Origin of the sequence: Corynebacterium glyciniphilum AJ 3170, assembly GCF_000626675.1 — a bacterium.
Taxonomy (GTDB): Bacteria; Actinomycetota; Actinomycetes; order Mycobacteriales; family Mycobacteriaceae; genus Corynebacterium; species Corynebacterium glyciniphilum.
This window is the reverse complement of sequence record NZ_CP006842.1, coordinates 1516431-1531679: the sequence shown is the minus strand read 5'-3', so window position 1 is coordinate 1531679 and position 15249 is coordinate 1516431. Positions and strand designations below refer to the sequence as shown.

General features: G+C 65.6%; 16 protein-coding genes. 2 read left to right on the top strand and 14 right to left on the bottom strand.

The window, feature by feature from the left end:
* Positions 1-3: 3 nt before the first annotated feature.
* The 10 genes from rnc to CGLY_RS07175 all read right to left on the bottom strand — a co-directional run bounded on the left by rnc (position 4) and on the right by CGLY_RS07175 (position 9024).
* On the bottom strand, positions 4-735 hold the full coding sequence (rnc, locus tag CGLY_RS07220) for a ribonuclease III (protein ID WP_038547991.1): 732 nt from the start codon (positions 733-735) through the stop codon (positions 4-6).
* Positions 735-1301, bottom strand: coding sequence for a YceD family protein (locus tag CGLY_RS07215; RefSeq protein ID WP_038547985.1), 567 nt, complete (start codon positions 1299-1301; stop codon positions 735-737). Before CGLY_RS07215 ends, rnc begins: the two co-directional genes overlap by 1 nt.
* A gap of 37 nt (positions 1302-1338) precedes the next feature.
* Complete coding sequence (locus CGLY_RS07210; RefSeq protein WP_038551875.1) at positions 1339-2121, bottom strand: ATP synthase F0 subunit B; 783 nt, start codon at positions 2119-2121, stop codon at positions 1339-1341.
* A gap of 82 nt (positions 2122-2203) precedes the next feature.
* A complete protein-coding gene (gene coaD, locus CGLY_RS07205) occupies positions 2204-2692 on the bottom strand; it encodes a pantetheine-phosphate adenylyltransferase (RefSeq protein WP_038547981.1) in 489 nt (162 codons plus the stop codon).
* A 22-nt stretch (positions 2693-2714) separates the two neighbouring features.
* Positions 2715-3284, bottom strand: coding sequence for an RsmD family RNA methyltransferase (locus CGLY_RS07200; RefSeq protein ID WP_038547979.1), 570 nt, complete (start codon positions 3282-3284; stop codon positions 2715-2717).
* Between the two features lie 6 nt (positions 3285-3290).
* Positions 3291-3503 carry a biotin/lipoyl-containing protein gene (locus CGLY_RS07195; protein ID WP_038547973.1) on the bottom strand — a complete coding sequence of 71 codons (213 nt, stop codon included), beginning with the start codon at positions 3501-3503 and terminating at the stop codon, positions 3291-3293.
* A 22-nt stretch (positions 3504-3525) separates the two neighbouring features.
* Entirely contained in the window at positions 3526-5793 is a 2268-nt protein-coding gene (locus CGLY_RS07190; protein WP_038547970.1) for an ATP-dependent DNA helicase RecG, read from the bottom strand.
* Positions 5794-7332 (bottom strand): DAK2 domain-containing protein, encoded by a 1539-nt coding sequence (locus tag CGLY_RS07185; RefSeq protein ID WP_038547967.1) that lies wholly within the window; start codon positions 7330-7332, stop codon positions 5794-5796.
* On the bottom strand, positions 7326-8048 hold the full coding sequence (locus CGLY_RS07180) for a uracil-DNA glycosylase (RefSeq protein ID WP_081803816.1): 723 nt from the start codon (positions 8046-8048) through the stop codon (positions 7326-7328). The genes CGLY_RS07185 and CGLY_RS07180 overlap by 7 nt, the downstream gene beginning before the upstream one ends.
* Entirely contained in the window at positions 8041-9024 is a 984-nt protein-coding gene (locus CGLY_RS07175; RefSeq protein ID WP_038547964.1) for a thiamine-phosphate kinase, read from the bottom strand. Before CGLY_RS07175 ends, CGLY_RS07180 begins: the two co-directional genes overlap by 8 nt.
* 102 nt (positions 9025-9126) lie before the next feature.
* On the opposite strand from CGLY_RS07175, the gene CGLY_RS07170 reads away from it, so the two are divergent.
* Positions 9127-10119, top strand: a complete 993-nt coding sequence (locus CGLY_RS07170) for a DUF3515 domain-containing protein (RefSeq protein WP_038547959.1) — start codon at positions 9127-9129, stop codon at positions 10117-10119.
* Positions 10120-10165: 46 nt separating this feature from the next.
* Here the strand turns inward: CGLY_RS07170 and CGLY_RS07165 are convergent, their stop codons facing one another.
* Both CGLY_RS07165 and CGLY_RS07160 read right to left on the bottom strand, forming a co-directional pair.
* On the bottom strand, positions 10166-11281 hold the full coding sequence (locus tag CGLY_RS07165; protein ID WP_320406904.1) for a D-alanine--D-alanine ligase family protein: 1116 nt from the start codon (positions 11279-11281) through the stop codon (positions 10166-10168).
* A gap of 36 nt (positions 11282-11317) precedes the next feature.
* A complete protein-coding gene (locus CGLY_RS07160; protein WP_038547951.1) occupies positions 11318-12355 on the bottom strand; it encodes an NAD(P)H-dependent glycerol-3-phosphate dehydrogenase in 1038 nt (345 codons plus the stop codon).
* Positions 12356-12520: 165 nt separating this feature from the next.
* Between CGLY_RS07160 and CGLY_RS07155 the strand changes: the two genes are divergently transcribed.
* Positions 12521-13603 (top strand): NUDIX hydrolase, encoded by a 1083-nt coding sequence (locus tag CGLY_RS07155; RefSeq protein ID WP_038547948.1) that lies wholly within the window; start codon positions 12521-12523, stop codon positions 13601-13603.
* Between the two features lie 25 nt (positions 13604-13628).
* Here CGLY_RS07155 and CGLY_RS07150 read toward each other — a convergent pair whose 3' ends face one another.
* Both CGLY_RS07150 and leuD read right to left on the bottom strand, forming a co-directional pair.
* Entirely contained in the window at positions 13629-14507 is an 879-nt protein-coding gene (locus tag CGLY_RS07150) for a VOC family protein (protein WP_052539827.1), read from the bottom strand.
* Between the two features lie 149 nt (positions 14508-14656).
* Positions 14657-15244, bottom strand: a complete 588-nt coding sequence (gene leuD, locus CGLY_RS07145) for a 3-isopropylmalate dehydratase small subunit (RefSeq protein ID WP_038547944.1) — start codon at positions 15242-15244, stop codon at positions 14657-14659.
* Between the last annotated feature and the right edge of the window lie 5 nt (positions 15245-15249).

Genomic DNA, 15249 nt, shown 5'->3' with positions numbered 1-15249 from the left:
GGGTCAGCTCAAGGCCCTGTAGGCCTCGCGGGCGGCGTTGTGTTCCGCTTCCTTCTTCGTGTGGCCGGTTCCCTGCCCACGCACGGTGTCGCCGATGGTGACCGTGGCATGGAATGTCTGGTCGTGTGCCGGCCCCTCGGCGGCAGAAGCGTATGCCGGGTCGCCGGGGATCCGAAGGTCGCTGAGCTTCTCCAGCAGCACCGTCTTCCAGTCCATTGTCAGGCCGGTGGACGGTGCAGTGGTGATACGGTCCTCGAAGATCCGGAGCACGGCCCGCCGTGCCGTCTCGAAGCCATGGACGAGATAGATCGCACCGAGCATCGCTTCCACCGAGTCCGCGAGGATCGAGTGCTTGTCGCTGCCACCCGTGAGCATCTCGCCGCGTCCCAGCAGGATGTTGTCGCCCATGCCGAGCTCCCGGGCGACATCCGCCAGGGCGTACATGTTGACCACTCCGGCACGCATCTTGGAGATGTCCGCCTCCGAACGTTCCGGGAACTGCACGTAGAGCTGTTCTGCGACACTGAGCCCCAACACGGCGTCCCCGAGGAACTCCAGTCGCTCATTATTAGGCAGGTTGCCGTTCTCATTCGCGAAGGAGCGGTGCGAGAGTGCCAGCCGGAGCATGTCATCCGGCAAATCCACGCCCCATGCTTCGAGCAGTGGGGTGTGGTCGGTCTTCGAGTAAGCGGCGTCGAGTGCAGCCTCACCGGTGAGACGGCGTTTGCGTGCCATCAGTCATCCTCCTCCGAGTCCGACGAAGCGCCCTGCCCCACACCGGGGAATTTGTCGGCGAGTGCGGCCCACCGCGGGTCGACGACCTCCTCCTCGCCGGATATGCCGTCAGGTGCCGGCGTCGCGTCGGAGCAGGCCTGCCCGTAGTCCTCACACACCGGGTTGAACGGCAGGTTCAGGCCTGCCTCATCCACGAGCAGCTGGGTGATGTCCACCCGGTCGTCCTGCACCAGGTGGGGCTCATCGCCCTCTTCGGCATCATCCCCGGAAATGAAGTCGGGGGTCGTCCCGAAGACGTCACTGACATGGAGCGAGACGTCCTGACTGATCTCACTGAGGCAACGGGAACACTGGCCAGTGACCCGCGCGTGTGCCGTGGCGTCCACCAGGAGGGACGGCCCCAGGTTGGTGATGTCGGCCACGACCTCGACCTGCGCCCCCTCAGCAACACCGAGCATTTCACCGCCCAGGCGGACCGGAGCGGCCCCGGAAGTCGTCACATGGTGCGGTGCGCCCACGGACACGAGCGGCTCTCGGACATCAAGGAGAAAAGGATCGTTACTCACACCATGTTTCTACCCTTGAGACCGGGGGTTGTGCGAATCAGTCCCGGTAGCCGTCCCGGTACTCCTCTCGGTACTCACCACGCGGCTCCCGCCGTGCAGTGTCCCGTCCCCCGTTGTCGCCATGCCGGACGCCGGACACTCCTGCCCCCTTGCGCAGGGCCGACCGGTCACGGGAAACGGTGCGCAGCGTCCCGGTGAGCGATTCCTCGAACTGAGCGAGCGTGGAATCTACGTAGTGGTCGCACTCGCGCCGCAGCCGGTCGGAGTCGGAGTGTGCTGACTCCACGATCCGGCGGGCTTCCTCTTCCGCGACGCGCACGACCTCCGACTCGCCGACAAGCCGCTGCTGCTCGGCGATGCCCTCGTTGACTGACCGGTCGTAGGACTCGTTGCCTGCCGTGACGAGACGCTCGGCCTCTGCCTCGGCGCGTGAGGTGGTCTGCTCGTACTCCGCGCGGGCATCGGACACCAGACGGTCCGCCTCGGATTCAGCACGTGCCACCGTGGAGTGGGCACGTTCCTCAGCGTCGTTGACCATGTCCTCGGCCTGACGACGTGCCTCCTCGAGGATACGGTCCCGCTGTGCCTCAGCGTCGCGGACCAGAGTGTCCGCCTCGTCCTCAGCGTTGGCGATGATGCCGTCACGGTGGTCGAGGACGTCCTGGGCATCGTCCATCTCGACCGGGATAGCGGTGCGGACCTCGTCCAGCAGGTCCTGGACCTCGCGGCGCGGGACCATGCAGTTGGACGTCATGGGAACGCCGTACGCCTGGTCAACCATGTTCTGGAGATCATCGAGGCCCTGGAAAGTCTTGTACATGCGTCCCAGCATGCCAGAAATGTGGCGGACGGTACGGATGTGACACGCAGAGCCGGGACGAGACCGGTCGGCGCAGCCTCCGTCAGTTGCCGTACTTGGTGGCCACCGCGGCGGCGACGTTCTCCGGCAGCAGGCCGCTGACGTCACCGCCGTACTTGGCAACTTCCTTGCAGATTGTCGAGGAGACGTAACCGTACTCTGGATTCGTCAACAGAAAAAAGGTCTCCACCCCGGAGAGCCTCTGGTTCATCTGCGCCATCGGCAACTCGTACTCGTAATCGAGGGAGCTGCGCAGTCCCTTGACCATCGCCGGGATGTTGTTGTCGGTGAGATAATCCACCAGGAGCCGGTCCCAGGTATCCACCGTGATTCTCCCGGCCTCCGGCACACCGCTGGCGTCGAGCGCCTCACGGATCAGCGTCATCCTCTCTTCCGCGGTGAACAGACCGGATTTATTCGGATTGTAAGTGACCAGGACAGTCACCTCATCAAAGTTCCGCGCAGCACGCGTGAAGATGTCGAGGTGACCGTTGGTGACGGGGTCGAACGACCCGGGGCAGCAGACTCGCATGGAGTTGATCCTACCTTCCCACTCAGGCGGCCCCCCGCCAGATCGCCATGTCCATGCGGGCGATCCCGTAGGTTCGCTTCTTCAGTTTCTGGTTGGTCTTCTCGAACCCGTGCGGCCATGTGACCTCGTCGGACTCGACATGGCGCTCGACGACGACCACGGCATCCTTCATCAAGGTCGGCACCAGCGCAGCAACCATCTCATCGACTGCGTCGTCGGTGAGCTCATACGGAGGATCGGCCAGAACCATCGTGAACCGGTTGTGTGGGGCGGTAGCGAGGAAACTGGACGCCTTCGATTCAATGACGTGCACCTTAGGATGACCGACCACGGCAGCGTTGGCCCGGATGGTCTCGCATGCCCGGTGGTTGTCGTCGACCAGGGTCACCTCGGCTGCCCCGCGCGAGCCTGCTTCGAGCCCGAGCGCGCCAGAACCCGCGAAAAGGTCCAGGACCACCTCCCCCTCGAAGCCGAAACGGACCTGCAGGGAGGAGAAAAGGCCTTCCCTGGCGCGGTCGGCGGTCGGTCGTGTGACACCGGCCGGCACACGGAGCTTTCGTCCGCGGGCGGTGCCGGAGATAATACGTGTCACCGGGGATCAGCCCTCCCCAAGACTCAGCAGCAGGTCGCCGCCGTCGATGCGGGCGAAATCCTCGACCGCCCCACGGTGCACGACACCGGGGCCCGGTGCGTCCACGGCGCTTTCGAGTTTGGTGGCTTCGACAACGGCGAGCCGGTCGCCGGTGGCGACGTTCTGGCCGTCCGCGACAGCGAATCTGACGATCCCGGCAAAGGGGGCGTGAATGTCCATGCCCCGGATTCTATCGTGCCGGTCAGCTCCGCTCGATGTACTCCTGGTCGCCCTCGGTGAAATCTGCCACCAGGGCCCTGGCCAGTGCCTCGTCATAGCGCACGAGGTCCTCGGCGTAGCGGCGGGCCTCGGCCACGATCTCTCCGTCAGTGGCCAGGTTGAGCAGGCGGGCGCGCCGCACCCGCGCCCCCGACTGGCTCTCACCGAGAACGTCGCCTTCGGTCCGCGTCTGCAGGTCCAGTTCGGCGAGCGCGAAACCGTCGGTGGTCGCGGCGACGGCCTCGAGACGTCGGTAAGACGCCACGGCAGCCGGGGTGGTCTCCTCCGCCTCCGGGTTGATCATGGTGGTCAGGAAGCACAACGAGGCATCTGTGCCACGACCGACGCGTCCCCGTAACTGATGAAGCTGACTGACGCCGAAATTCTCAGCGTCCATGACGACCATGACCGTTGCCTCGGGTATGTCCACCCCGACCTCGACGACGGTGGTCGACACCAGAACGTCGATCTCTCCACTGGCCAGGTCCTCCATGACCTCGGTCTTCTCCGACATCTTTCCGTGGAGTCGCCCGATCTTCAACCCTTGCAAGGGACCGATCTCGAGTCGGTCAGCAACATTGTCCACCCCTCCGAAACCCTCGATCTTCGGCACCACGATGAAGACGCGGTGACCATCCTCGACCTGCTCCCGGATCACGGCGAAAAGCCGGTCAACCCAGGAGGGCTTCCACATCGGGACGACGTGGGACTGCACCACACCGCGTCCGATCGGCGAGGTGTCGAGAGTGCAGACCGCCAGATCCCCGAACATCGTCATCGCCACGGTGCGGGGTATCGGCGTCGCCGTCATCACCAGCAGATGCGGAGTCCTGTCGATAGGCGACTCCTCGCGTAGTTTGTCGCGTTGCCGCACGCCGAAGCGGTGCTGCTCGTCGACCACGACAATGCCCAGGTCATAGAACTCCACCGCATCCTGGATCACCGCGTGAGTACCGATGACAATGTCGGTGGTACCGGAGATGATGTCGAGCAGCGTGTCACGCCTCTCGGACACCGGCTGGGATCCGGTGAGCAGAGACACCGTCACCCCCGTTCCCTGGAGCAGCCCGGTCAGCGTCTTGTAGTGCTGTGCCGCCAACACCTCGGTGGGTGCCAGGAACGCACACTGGGCTCCGGAGTCGACGACGCGCAGCATCGCCAACAGGGCAACAACCGTCTTGCCCGACCCGACGTCACCCTGCAGCAGCATGCTCATCGGCGTATCAGTACCCATCGACTGGCCAATGGTGTCGAGCGCTGACTGCTGAGCGTCAGTCAGCTCATACGGCAAGGCCCGGACCAGGGCTGAATAGTGCGACTCGTCCTCGATATCGACTACTGCGCGCCCCTGCCGTGTCGTGGTGTCCGCCCTGCGAAGCGCCATGACGAGCTGCAATGCGAGTGCTTCATTGAAGATTAAACGGGTCCGGGCGGCCTGCGGTCCGTCCTCGGGCGGGCGGTGGATGTCGTGGAGCGCGGTGGCGAAATCCACGAGCGGGTGACCGTCGATCTCCGGCCATACCGGTGCACCGGTAACCTCTGTCGGTGCAGGCAGCATATCCGACGGGCGTCCCATGGCCTCGAGAACATGGCCCGTGACGGCGAGGACCTCAGCCCCGGTGGTGCCGGTCCGGCGTGGATAGGTCGGCAACCACGGGACCGACAGCATCTCCTGAGCGGCACGCATTCCCCCGGCGACCTCGACGATGGTCTCCAGCGGGCCGAATGCGCCGAAAGCCGCCTCATAGGCTTCCCCTTCAAGCTGCTTGCCGTCCGGACCGGGCCCGGGGTGCAGGGTGATGTAGCTAGGGTTGCGCAGCTGCCACTCGTCCCGGAACAGCTTGAGCTTGCCGGAGAGCATCAGTTTCGCGCCCACGGTGATGAACGGCTGGTGGCTCCGGGCGGCACCGAACAACGCGGAAGAGAAATCCTCCCCGTTCACCCTGAAGCGGAAAGCGAGGATCTCTCTGGGGCCTTTTCTCGCCCGGTTGTCCTGCAGCTGGGCCCAGGTAACCTCGCCGAGACAGGTCAGGAGCTCACCCTCGATGAGGGCATCGGTCCAGACCTCGCCGTGCACGATCTCGGTGTCATCACCGTTCATCGCTCCGGTCCCACTGGTGTGGACGTATCCCGTCGGGAAGTTCATCAGTGCCTGGCCGAGAGTCGCCAACCCGGGCTTGCCGGCGAGCTTCCGGGCACGCGCCGGGGAGATGACCAGGCTCAGCGGCCGCGGATCGTCCCACCCGAGCATCTACTCCACCCCGACCTGCGCCCCGGTTCCCAGCCCGGGGACACGGTAGCAGTGCACCTCTACCGCCGGGTGGGCTGTACGGAGCGACTCGATCATGTCGGCGACCGGATCGCCGATGGTGTCCTGTTCGTCTCCGGGACCGTCGTAGAGGACGGTGACCAGCTCTCCCCCGTCGGCGAGGAGGTCCTCAACGAGGTCGCTGAGCGCATCGGGCCCACCGTCGGTCTCCCTCCACCGCTGTGCGGACACCGCATCAGCCATTTCCTCGGCATTCTCGTCCAAGTCAGCGGTGGGACTGTAGACCGCCAGCGCGGCCAGGCCCCCCACGAAGGACTCGGTGTCAACCACCGTTGCCTCTCCCGTCGAGGAAGACAGGCGACCGAAGAGTTCGGTGGTGTCCTGCCCATTGGTCAACACAATGCAGCCGGTGCCCCGACGCTCGAACTCGGCAATGATTGTCTGGGTGTCACCGGCCGTCGCCCCGGCACCGGCGAACATGTCGCGTAGACCGCCCTCCGGAGCCAAGGCCAGAACAGGGGCGGTTGCCCGTGGCGGCTCGGGAGTATCGACCAGGGGCAGGACCTCCAGGACGAGATCGCTGATCACACCGGTGCTGTACGCCAGCTCGATCAGGGGGCCGGCGTCGGTGGTGTGCACGTGCACCCGCCACGTCCCACTGGTCTCTCCAGGTACAATCACCACGCTGTTTCCCCGCAGGTTAAGCTGTTCACGCAGTTCATCAAGCAGACGATCATCTGCCTGGTAGGTGAACATGACCTCGATCTCGGCGACCGGGGCCCGGTCGGAACGACCTGCGTGCTGCCCGTCATCGACATCGTCGGCGGCCTTGCCGGAACCGTCTCCACCGTGGGATGGCGCCGGCTCCTTCTCGGACAGCGCATCAACCAGCGCGTCGAGGATCACCACCAGCCCCCGTCCGCCGGCATCGACGACTCCGGCGGACGCGAGTTCCGGAAGCTGGGTGGTGGTTGCTGCAAGCGCCTCCATGGCAGCGTCGCGGGTGGCCCGGACAACGTCGTCAGCCGTGACCGATTCCCGGGGGTCTGCGGACTCCAGGCTCTCCGACGCCTGTTCAGCCGCTGCGTGCAGGACCGTGATGATCGTCCCCTCGACAGGCACCGACACCGCCCGACGCACGAGTTTCTCCGCCCGGTGCAGCATTCCTGGAAGCGCTGAGACCGGCAGCTCGTCCCGGTGTGAGGCCGCCGCAGAATCCGCCAGTGCCCGGAGGAACTGGCTCAGCACAAGACCCGAGTTACCGCGGGCCCCGGTGACTGCTCCTGCTGCCAGGGACCCGGCGATATCTGCGACGCTGGTCCGGGTCACAGCGGCGGAGCGTGCATCCCCGTGGTCCTGATGCATACGATCAACCGCGGACTCCATCGTTGCGGTCATATTCGACCCGGTGTCGGAATCGGGGATCGGAAAGACATTGAGTTCGTTGATCTCGTCCTTGTGGCGGGCCAGGCCAGCTGCGGCCTGCTCCGCCCAGGAGGCGACGTGCGCACCCGTCAGCATGACGCCTCCTCACCGCAAGAGGAGCCGTCGCGTTGACCGGAGAGGTCCCAGTTAACCGGGGAAGCACCCTGCGCTTCGAGAAGCTCATTGGCTCTGGTGAACGGTCGCGAGCCGAAGAACCCCCGGTACGCCGACAACGGTGACGGGTGCGGCGACAGGATGCACCGGTCGCGTCCGACCACGCCGGCCATATCCTGCGCCTGCTTTCCCCAAAGGATAGCCACCATCGGACGTTCCGCGAGGTGCTTCACCACTGCCCCGGTGATGTCCTCCCATCCGTAGCCGCGGTGACTGTTCGCAGCACCGGCCCGCACGGTGAGCACCCGGTTGAGCAGCATGACCCCGGCATCGGTCCACGGTGACAGGTCAGCGGAGCCGGGACGTGGCAGGCCCAGGTCAGATTCGTACTCGGTGTAGATATTCACCAGTGACTTCGGTAAAGGCCGTGTTTTCGGTGTCGATGCGAAAGACAGTCCCACCGCGTGGCCGGGCGTGGGGTACGGGTCCTGTCCGAGGATCAACACCCGGGTCTCGGAGACGGAACGCGACAACGCACGGAAGATGTTCTCCGGCGCAGGCTGGACGGGCTCCCCCTCCGTGAGCCTGGCGGCGGTCCACTCCGCCGCGGACTCGACGGCCGAAGCGTCGAGTTCATTGCGCCAGGATGGATGGATCGTCGCGAGAATCCGCCCGGCGACAGTGTCGGATTCAGCCAAGGGAATCCCATCCTCCGGTGTAGATCGGTGGCTGACCGTCCACGGTCACCGCCGGGGCCCCACCGGCCTCGCGCACCGTTCCGAGGGTCCTGTACCCGGCCGGGACCTGCTGCGCAGTGGTGCCGATCAGGGTGTGGTCCTCACCGCCGGTGAGCACCCACTCCCACGGATCCACCCCGAGAACCTCACCTGCGTAGTAGAGCTGGGCGTCCGGTGTCAACGCAGCGCCGTCAAGGTCCAGACTGACCCCCGAACGCGTCGCGAGCGTCGTCAGATCCCGCAGCAGGCCGTCGGAGTTGTCCGTCATCGACGACACCCCCGCGGCGCGCGCCACCGAACCACGCCCCACCACCAGCTCCGGTGCGCAGTGCCGGTGCACCAGGTCCTGCAGCACAGCATTGTCCGGGACAGCGTCCCGCGAGCCGAAGTAGCGCAGGATCGCCTCCCCTGCAGCAGCATGCCCGATCACCCCACTGGCGATCACCTCGTGGCCGGGGAGTGCTCCGTCAATGGTCATCGCAGGATCCGGCCCCGCCAATACTCCGATCGCGGTCAGCGACACCACGAGCTGAGTTGAGGAGACCACATCGCCTCCGACAAGTTCCACAGCCCACGGTGCTGCACATTCCCCGACGCCACGGGCAATCTCGGAGACGACCTCCAGCCCCAGGTACGCAGGCGCCGCCAAGGACATCAGCACCGCTGTCGGCCGTCCACCCATCGCCTGGATGTCCGCGAAATTCTGGGTCACCGCCTTTGCGCCGACCTCGAACGGGCTCGACCAGTCGAAACGGAAGTGCACTCCCTCCACCAAGACGTCCGTGGTCGCGAGGTGGCGGGAGTTCGGCGGAGCCGGGTCGAGCACCGCCGCGTCGTCACCGTTGATCTCGCTGGGGGCTGCTTCACGAATCGCCGCGATCGTCGCCGCCTCGCCCGCCTGCGCCACGGTGAGCTTCCCTGGTGCCTTTCCCGTCATCGGTCTCCTCGAATCGTCACGCACCGTGCCTGGCTGACAACGAACCGGTTCACTGCCCCCGGAGATCGGGAGTTTCGCCCCGGGGGCCGTAGAATCATCCGCATGTCTTCACGGTCTAAGGTCACCGATCAGGGTAGCAGCACCGCCGGACACGGAATCGTCCGACGCAGGGGAGCCGTCCTGGCGCTGTTGATCGCGGTGGTGTTCGTTGTCTTCGTTCTCGTCGGCGCGAAGATCCTGGTGGACCGCAGCGTCTACACACCAGTGGCCATGGGCCCGGTGGATGCACCAGCCGCCGACAGTGCCACCTGCGCCGAAATCACCGACGATCTTCCCGACCGGATCGGGGACTACCGGGACGTGGGCGTCGTCGACCCCGCGCCGGACGGGAGCGCCGGTTACCGCGACAGCGGTGGCACCGAGCTCTCCCTGCGATGCGGTGTCAACGCACCCGGGCAGTACACCCTGCTCAGCTCCGTCCAGGACAGTGGCGGCGAACAATGGCTTCAGATCGCCGACGCGACCCCCGGGTCCGAACTGACCACCTGGTATTCGGTCGGACACTCCCCCGTCGTCGCAGTCACCACTGACGGCAGGATCTCCGCCAGCGATCTCAGTGACCTGGGCGAGGTCATCGCCCGTCACGGCGACAGCGCCAACGCTCCGGCACCTGCAGATGTCCCGCTGGCAGACCAGTCCGCCACGCACAGCGACGACTGTTCTGCGCTGGAGAACGCGCTGCCGGACAATCTCGGCGAGTACCGACGTCTTGCCCCTGACAGCGTGTCGCCGGATACCGCCGAAGCCATCGACGGATCTCTGGTATGGGTCGCCGATGGCCGTGAACCGGTCGTCCTGCGGTGTGGTGTGGACCTCCCGGACAGCTACGAGGCCGGCGCACAGCTGACCCAGATCGACGAGGTCCCCTGGTTCCAGGACACCGCACTGGCAGAAGGGTCGACCGCGGGGGTCTGGTACGCGCTGGGATACGCCGACACCGTGGCGGTGTCCCTGCCGCTGGATGCCGGCAACAGTGTGCTCACCGCTGTCTCCGAGGCCATCGACGACACCCTGGAGCGCACTGCCGAGCAGTAAACCGGGCCGGTCCGGCCGCCCCGGGCGACGACCGTATGTTCCGCCGCTACGTCGCCAGCGCCTGCGCGATGAGGATATCCAGCAGGTCCGCGTAGTCCACGCCACTGGCGGCGAACATCTTCGGGTACATGCTGATCGGGGTGAACCCGGGCATGGTGTTCGGCTCGTTGAGGACCGGCCCCTCGGGTGTCACGAAGAAATCGACCCGTGCCAGCCCTGAGCAGTCCAACGCCCGGAACGTCTCTACCGCGAGACGACGGACCTCGGCCACCTGGTCATCCGGCAGTGGCGCCGGAATCTCATAGGTGATGATGTCGTCCAGGTACTTCGTGTCGAAGCCGTAGAACCCTTCGGGCCCGTCCTCGGTACCCATCAGCATCGAGGGGTAGGAGGCCTGGATCGTCCCGTCCGGGTACTGCAGCACACCGCACTCGACCTCCGGTCCCTGCAGCATCGATTCGACCAGGACCTTGCTGTCTGCGGCGAGGGCGGTCTCCAGGGCGGCCGGGAAGTCCTCCCAGTCACTGACCTTCGAGATGCCGATCGAGGACCCGCCCCGCGCCGGTTTAACGAACACCGGGAGTCCCAGCGACTCCTTCTCCTCGTCAGTGAGAATCCGGCGCTCAGTGACGATCACCTCGTCCCCTACCGGGATCCCGGCGTGTCGGGCGACGGCTTTGGTGTACTGCTTGTCCATGCATGTCGCCGAGGCGAAGACACCGTTGCCCACGTACGGGACGTTCGCCAGCTCCAGCAGTCCCTGGACGGTGCCATCCTCACCATTGACACCGTGCAGGACGGGGAAGACGACGTCGACCTCGGCGTACAGGGAGCCGTCCCCGAAGCGCAGCTGAGCGCCCCGCTTCCCTCCCAGGTCGAAGGTGACAGCGCGTCCCCGACTGACCTCCGGGAGCTCACGACCGTGGGCACGCAGCTGTTCCACATCCGTGGTCCCCTTGACCCAGACTCCGTCGCGGGTAATCCCCACCGGCACAATCGTGTAGCGCTCGGGATCCAGGTGAGAGATCACCGCACCGGCAGAGATGCAGGACACGCTGTGTTCGGTGTTCTGACCTCCGTAGAGCACCGCCACAGTGGTACGGGTGTGTTCTGCGGAAGTGTCGCCGGCCGGGGTCACGGGGGTATTGACTGGGAGATTCACGGGGACCAAGTGTAGCGGTCACACCCGGATCCTGGGTCACTCGGCTTTCTTGGTGCGGCCCATCAGTGCCCGGATCGCGGTCTGCACGTCCCCGCCGTGGTGGCATACCCGAACGACTTCCCGGGTAATCGGCATCTCCACCCCGTGTGCCTCAGCCAGCTCGGCGACAGACATGCTGGAGATCACACCCTCGGCGACCTGTCCTTTCGTCGCGCCGCTGGCCTGCTCCAGAGACTCCCCCATACCAAGACGTTCACCGAAGGTGCGATTGCGTGACAGCGGCGAATTACACGTCGCCACCAGATCCCCCATGCCTGCCAGGCCCGCCATGGACCGTTCCTGCCCGCCGAGCGCCACGGTCAGCCGGGTGATCTCCGTCAGACCACGTGTGATCACCGTCGCGATGGTGTTGTGGCCCATCCCCATCCCCGCGGCCATGCCGCAGGCCAGCGCGATGACGTTCTTGCAGGTACCACCGACCTCGCAGCCGATGACGTCATCGTTGGTGTACGGACGGAAGTAGGCGGTGGCCAACGCAGACTGCACCAGTCGGGCGCGACGGTCGTCGGTGCAGGCCACGACGCTTGCTGCGGGCTGCTGCTGCGCAACCTCGACAGCGAGGTTGGGGCCGGAAAGAACCGCGACTCGACCGGGGTCGACGTCGGCGACCTCCGTGATGACCTGGCTCATGCGTCGTCCTGTCGAATGCTCAATGCCTTTCGCAAGGCTGACGAGAGTAGCTTCCTCCGGAATGAGGTCACGCCACTGTTCCAGATTCTCGCGGAGTGACTGCGACGGAACGCCGAGAAAGACGACGTCGGCACCGTCAAGCGCTGCAGCGGGATCCGTCGTGGCGGTGACCGACGACGGCAGGACCGTCCCCGGCAGGTAGGTCGAGTTCCGGTGCTCGTCGTTGATCTCTGCAGCGATCTCCGCCCGCCGCGCCCACAATGTCACCGACGGGCTGGCCGCAGACCCGGTCGGCGCCAACTGCGCCCCGATCTCAGTGTCCGCACAGACCTTGGCCACCGTCGTCCCCCAGGAGCCCGACCCCATCACCGCTACCCGAACCATTCTTGTGCGCTCCTCTGTCTCGTCTATTACGTTCTCCGCGACCATCACCGCTACGCTGGTGGACGGAAAAAGTTCCGGCACTTCTGCTCCCCAACATTGAACCATGACGCACCCGGTCCGTGGTGACGGCTCGACCGGACCGGTGCGCTCGGGAAGGCGTCCCCCTTGATCAGCCACACCGGCACCGGAGACCTGTCAACCTCCCTGGCATCGAGAAACCTCGACAAGGGCACGTCGGACCGGGCCGTCGAGACGGTTGAGGCCCCCGTCGGCCATGTCGCCCGGATCGGCAGCACCCCCGCCGACGAGTTTGAGCGCCCTGTCTTCGCCGCCGGTGCCGTCCTGTGGCGCCGCACCAGTCCCGACGGCCCCGGCACCCCGGAAACCGCCGGTGGCGACAACGGTGACGAGATCGAGATCGCCGTGATCCACCGTCCCCACTACGACGACTGGTCCCTGCCGAAAGGCAAGGTCGATCCCGGTGAGAACATGGTCGCCACCGCCACCCGCGAGATCGCCGAGGAGACCGGGTATTCCCCTACCTTGGGATGGCTCCTCGGTTACATCCACTACCCGCTCGGAAACAAAACCAAAGTCGTCTACTACTGGACCGCCGAAGTAACCGACGGCCGTTTCCAGGACAACAATGAAGTCGACGAACTGCACTGGCTGTCCCCCCACGACGCCAAGGCGAAGGTCAGCTACGACGCGGACCGGGACGTCATCACGGCCGCCGAAGAAGTCCTCGCCCTGGGCTGCACACGGCGAGTGCTCTACGTGCGCCATGCTAAAGCGATGTCCCGGGACAACTGGGAAGAGGACGATGATCTCCGCCCCCTGACGAAGAAGGGGCACCGCCAGGCCGCGGCCCTGCCCACGGTGCTGGAGGGTTACCAACCGAAGTCCGTGTTCACTGCGGCACCCGAACGGTGCCGCGCCACGGTGGAACCGACGGCGGGCCACCTCGGCCTTGACATCGAAATGAACGTCAACCTCGGCGATGCCGCGCTGCAGCACTCCGCACGCACGGTCATGGAGGCGCTTGTCCAGGCGAGCTCGGCCCCGGTGAGCGTGGTGTGCTCCCAGGGGGAGATCATTCCCGCCGTGGTCTCCGGGCTGGCGGAGGACGCCGGCTTCGAGATCGAGGATCTGCGCACCAAGAAAGGCAGCGTGTGGGTCCTGCACTTCGGCGCGGATGACACCTTGCTCGGTGCCGACTACCTGGCCTCACCGCTCCCCGTGCGGTGATAACGCACGCACAGCCCTGTCACTCTCAGTCGTCGGCCAAGGCCGGTTCCCAGCTCACCCCGAAGCGGTCCGTGCCCGCACTGTCGAGGCCGAGCTCACGGCGCAGCATCTCAGCCTGTACGGGGGTATTACAAGACACACGGAATGTCACCGCGTCGGTGAAGGTGAAGGATTGTTCCGCACCGGAGTCCATCGCTGACACCCAGACACCCGCCAGTTGGGCATCACTGAACATCACCGACCCCGCCACGGCCGGGCCCGTGTCATCGCGGTAGGTAACCAGCGCTCCCGCCCGGGACCGCCCGCCAGTGTCACCGTCGAATACCTCACCGAAGACCCTCGTCCAGGTCTCCACCGCCTCGCCCGCCTGATTCTGTGCGGCGCCAGAGAACAGGAAGGAGGGGATCAGAGCCGGCCGTGGTGCACCGGCAGGGTCTGTGAGCATGAGCTGCCAGCTCATCCCGAACTGGTCCTGCACCCAGCCGTACCGAGCACTGAACGGATATTCCCCCAGAGGCATCAGGACCGTCGCTCCGTCAGCGACGAGTCCGTCCCACACCGTGTCCAGTATCGCTCGTGTCCGGGCCGAGGCAGCGCGGCGATCGTCCTCACTGCTGTCCGCGGACCAGCCGAAGAACACCGGGTCAATGTTCACCAGGAAACTGGTCGCCGGCGAGATCACTGCTCCGCCGGGGCTGTCTGCGGCGTCGGTGAGGTGGAGACGGAGCCCCGCGACGGTCAGTTCCACCCCGTCGTCGGTACCCACTACCCCGGTCGCGCCGAGCTCCAGTCCTGCCTCCTCGAAAGGACGGAAGACATCGGTGTAAAAGCGAGCGGCGCCGACCACGCCGTGGTCTCCTGCCTGCAGGCGTAAGCGCGGGATGATGTGCTGGTGGCGTTCCATACTCCCTGAGCCTACGTCACTTTCAGAGGCAATATCACCTGGACGGCAGAGGTAGTGGTCCGATGGCGGAGCCGCAGGTCGGATTTCCGGCGGAAAACAACGCTTACCCCTGCCAGCGTGCCGAGTCCTCTGCCACGGGCCCCGGGCCGCTACCGGATAACAGGCTTGAAGGTCGGCCTGGTCGATTCGTAGTCCGAGATCGCCGTCTCGTCCTGCAGGGTGATGCCGATGTCGTCGAGGCCGTTGAGCAGACGCCACCGGGTGTCGTCATCGACGTCGAAGGCAAAGACGTACTCGCCCAGGGTGGCGGTACGTGCCTCGAGATCGACGGTCATCTCCACGCCGGGCTGCTGGTCGATCAGTTTCCAGATCAGCTCGATGTCCTCCGGGGTCATCGTGGCGGCGAGTAGACCATTCTTGGCGGTGTTGCCCCGGAAGATGTCGCCGAAGCGTGGGGAAAAGACGACACGGAACCCGTAGTCCAGCAGAGCCCACACCGCGTGCTCACGGGACGAGCCGGTGCCGAAGTCGGGGCCTGCAACCAGCACCGTCGAATCAACGAAAGGTTTCTGGTTGAGCACGAATTCGGGGTCGCGCCGCCAGGACTTGAACAGGCCGGACTCGTAACCGGTTTTCGTGACCAGTTTGAGGTACTCGGCGGGCACGATCTGGTCGGTGTCCACGTTCGACCGGCGCAACGGGCAGGCGACACCGGTGTGTGTGCTGAACTTCTCCATGGTGC

What these genes read in the sequence shown, in the direction of transcription:
- rnc (WP_038547991.1), bottom strand. Translation starts at nt 735, where the DNA reads ATGGCACGCAAACGCCGTCTCACCGGTGAGGCTGCACTCGACGCCGCT.
- CGLY_RS07210 (WP_038551875.1), bottom strand. Translation starts at nt 2,121, where the DNA reads ATGTACAAGACTTTCCAGGGCCTCGATGATCTCCAGAACATGGTTGAC.
- coaD (WP_038547981.1), bottom strand. Translation starts at nt 2,692, where the DNA reads ATGCGAGTCTGCTGCCCCGGGTCGTTCGACCCCGTCACCAACGGTCAC.
- CGLY_RS07195 (WP_038547973.1), bottom strand. Translation starts at nt 3,503, where the DNA reads ATGGACATTCACGCCCCCTTTGCCGGGATCGTCAGATTCGCTGTCGCG.
- CGLY_RS07190 (WP_038547970.1), bottom strand. Translation starts at nt 5,793, where the DNA reads ATGCTCGGGTGGGACGATCCGCGGCCGCTGAGCCTGGTCATCTCCCCG.
- CGLY_RS07185 (WP_038547967.1), bottom strand. Translation starts at nt 7,332, where the DNA reads ATGCTGACGGGTGCGCACGTCGCCTCCTGGGCGGAGCAGGCCGCAGCT.
- CGLY_RS07175 (WP_038547964.1), bottom strand. Translation starts at nt 9,024, where the DNA reads ATGACGGGAAAGGCACCAGGGAAGCTCACCGTGGCGCAGGCGGGCGAG.
- CGLY_RS07170 (WP_038547959.1), top strand. Translation starts at nt 9,127, where the DNA reads ATGTCTTCACGGTCTAAGGTCACCGATCAGGGTAGCAGCACCGCCGGA.
- CGLY_RS07160 (WP_038547951.1), bottom strand. Translation starts at nt 12,355, where the DNA reads ATGGTTCGGGTAGCGGTGATGGGGTCGGGCTCCTGGGGGACGACGGTG.
- CGLY_RS07150 (WP_052539827.1), bottom strand. Translation starts at nt 14,507, where the DNA reads ATGGAACGCCACCAGCACATCATCCCGCGCTTACGCCTGCAGGCAGGA.
- leuD (WP_038547944.1), bottom strand. Translation starts at nt 15,244, where the DNA reads ATGGAGAAGTTCAGCACACACACCGGTGTCGCCTGCCCGTTGCGCCGG.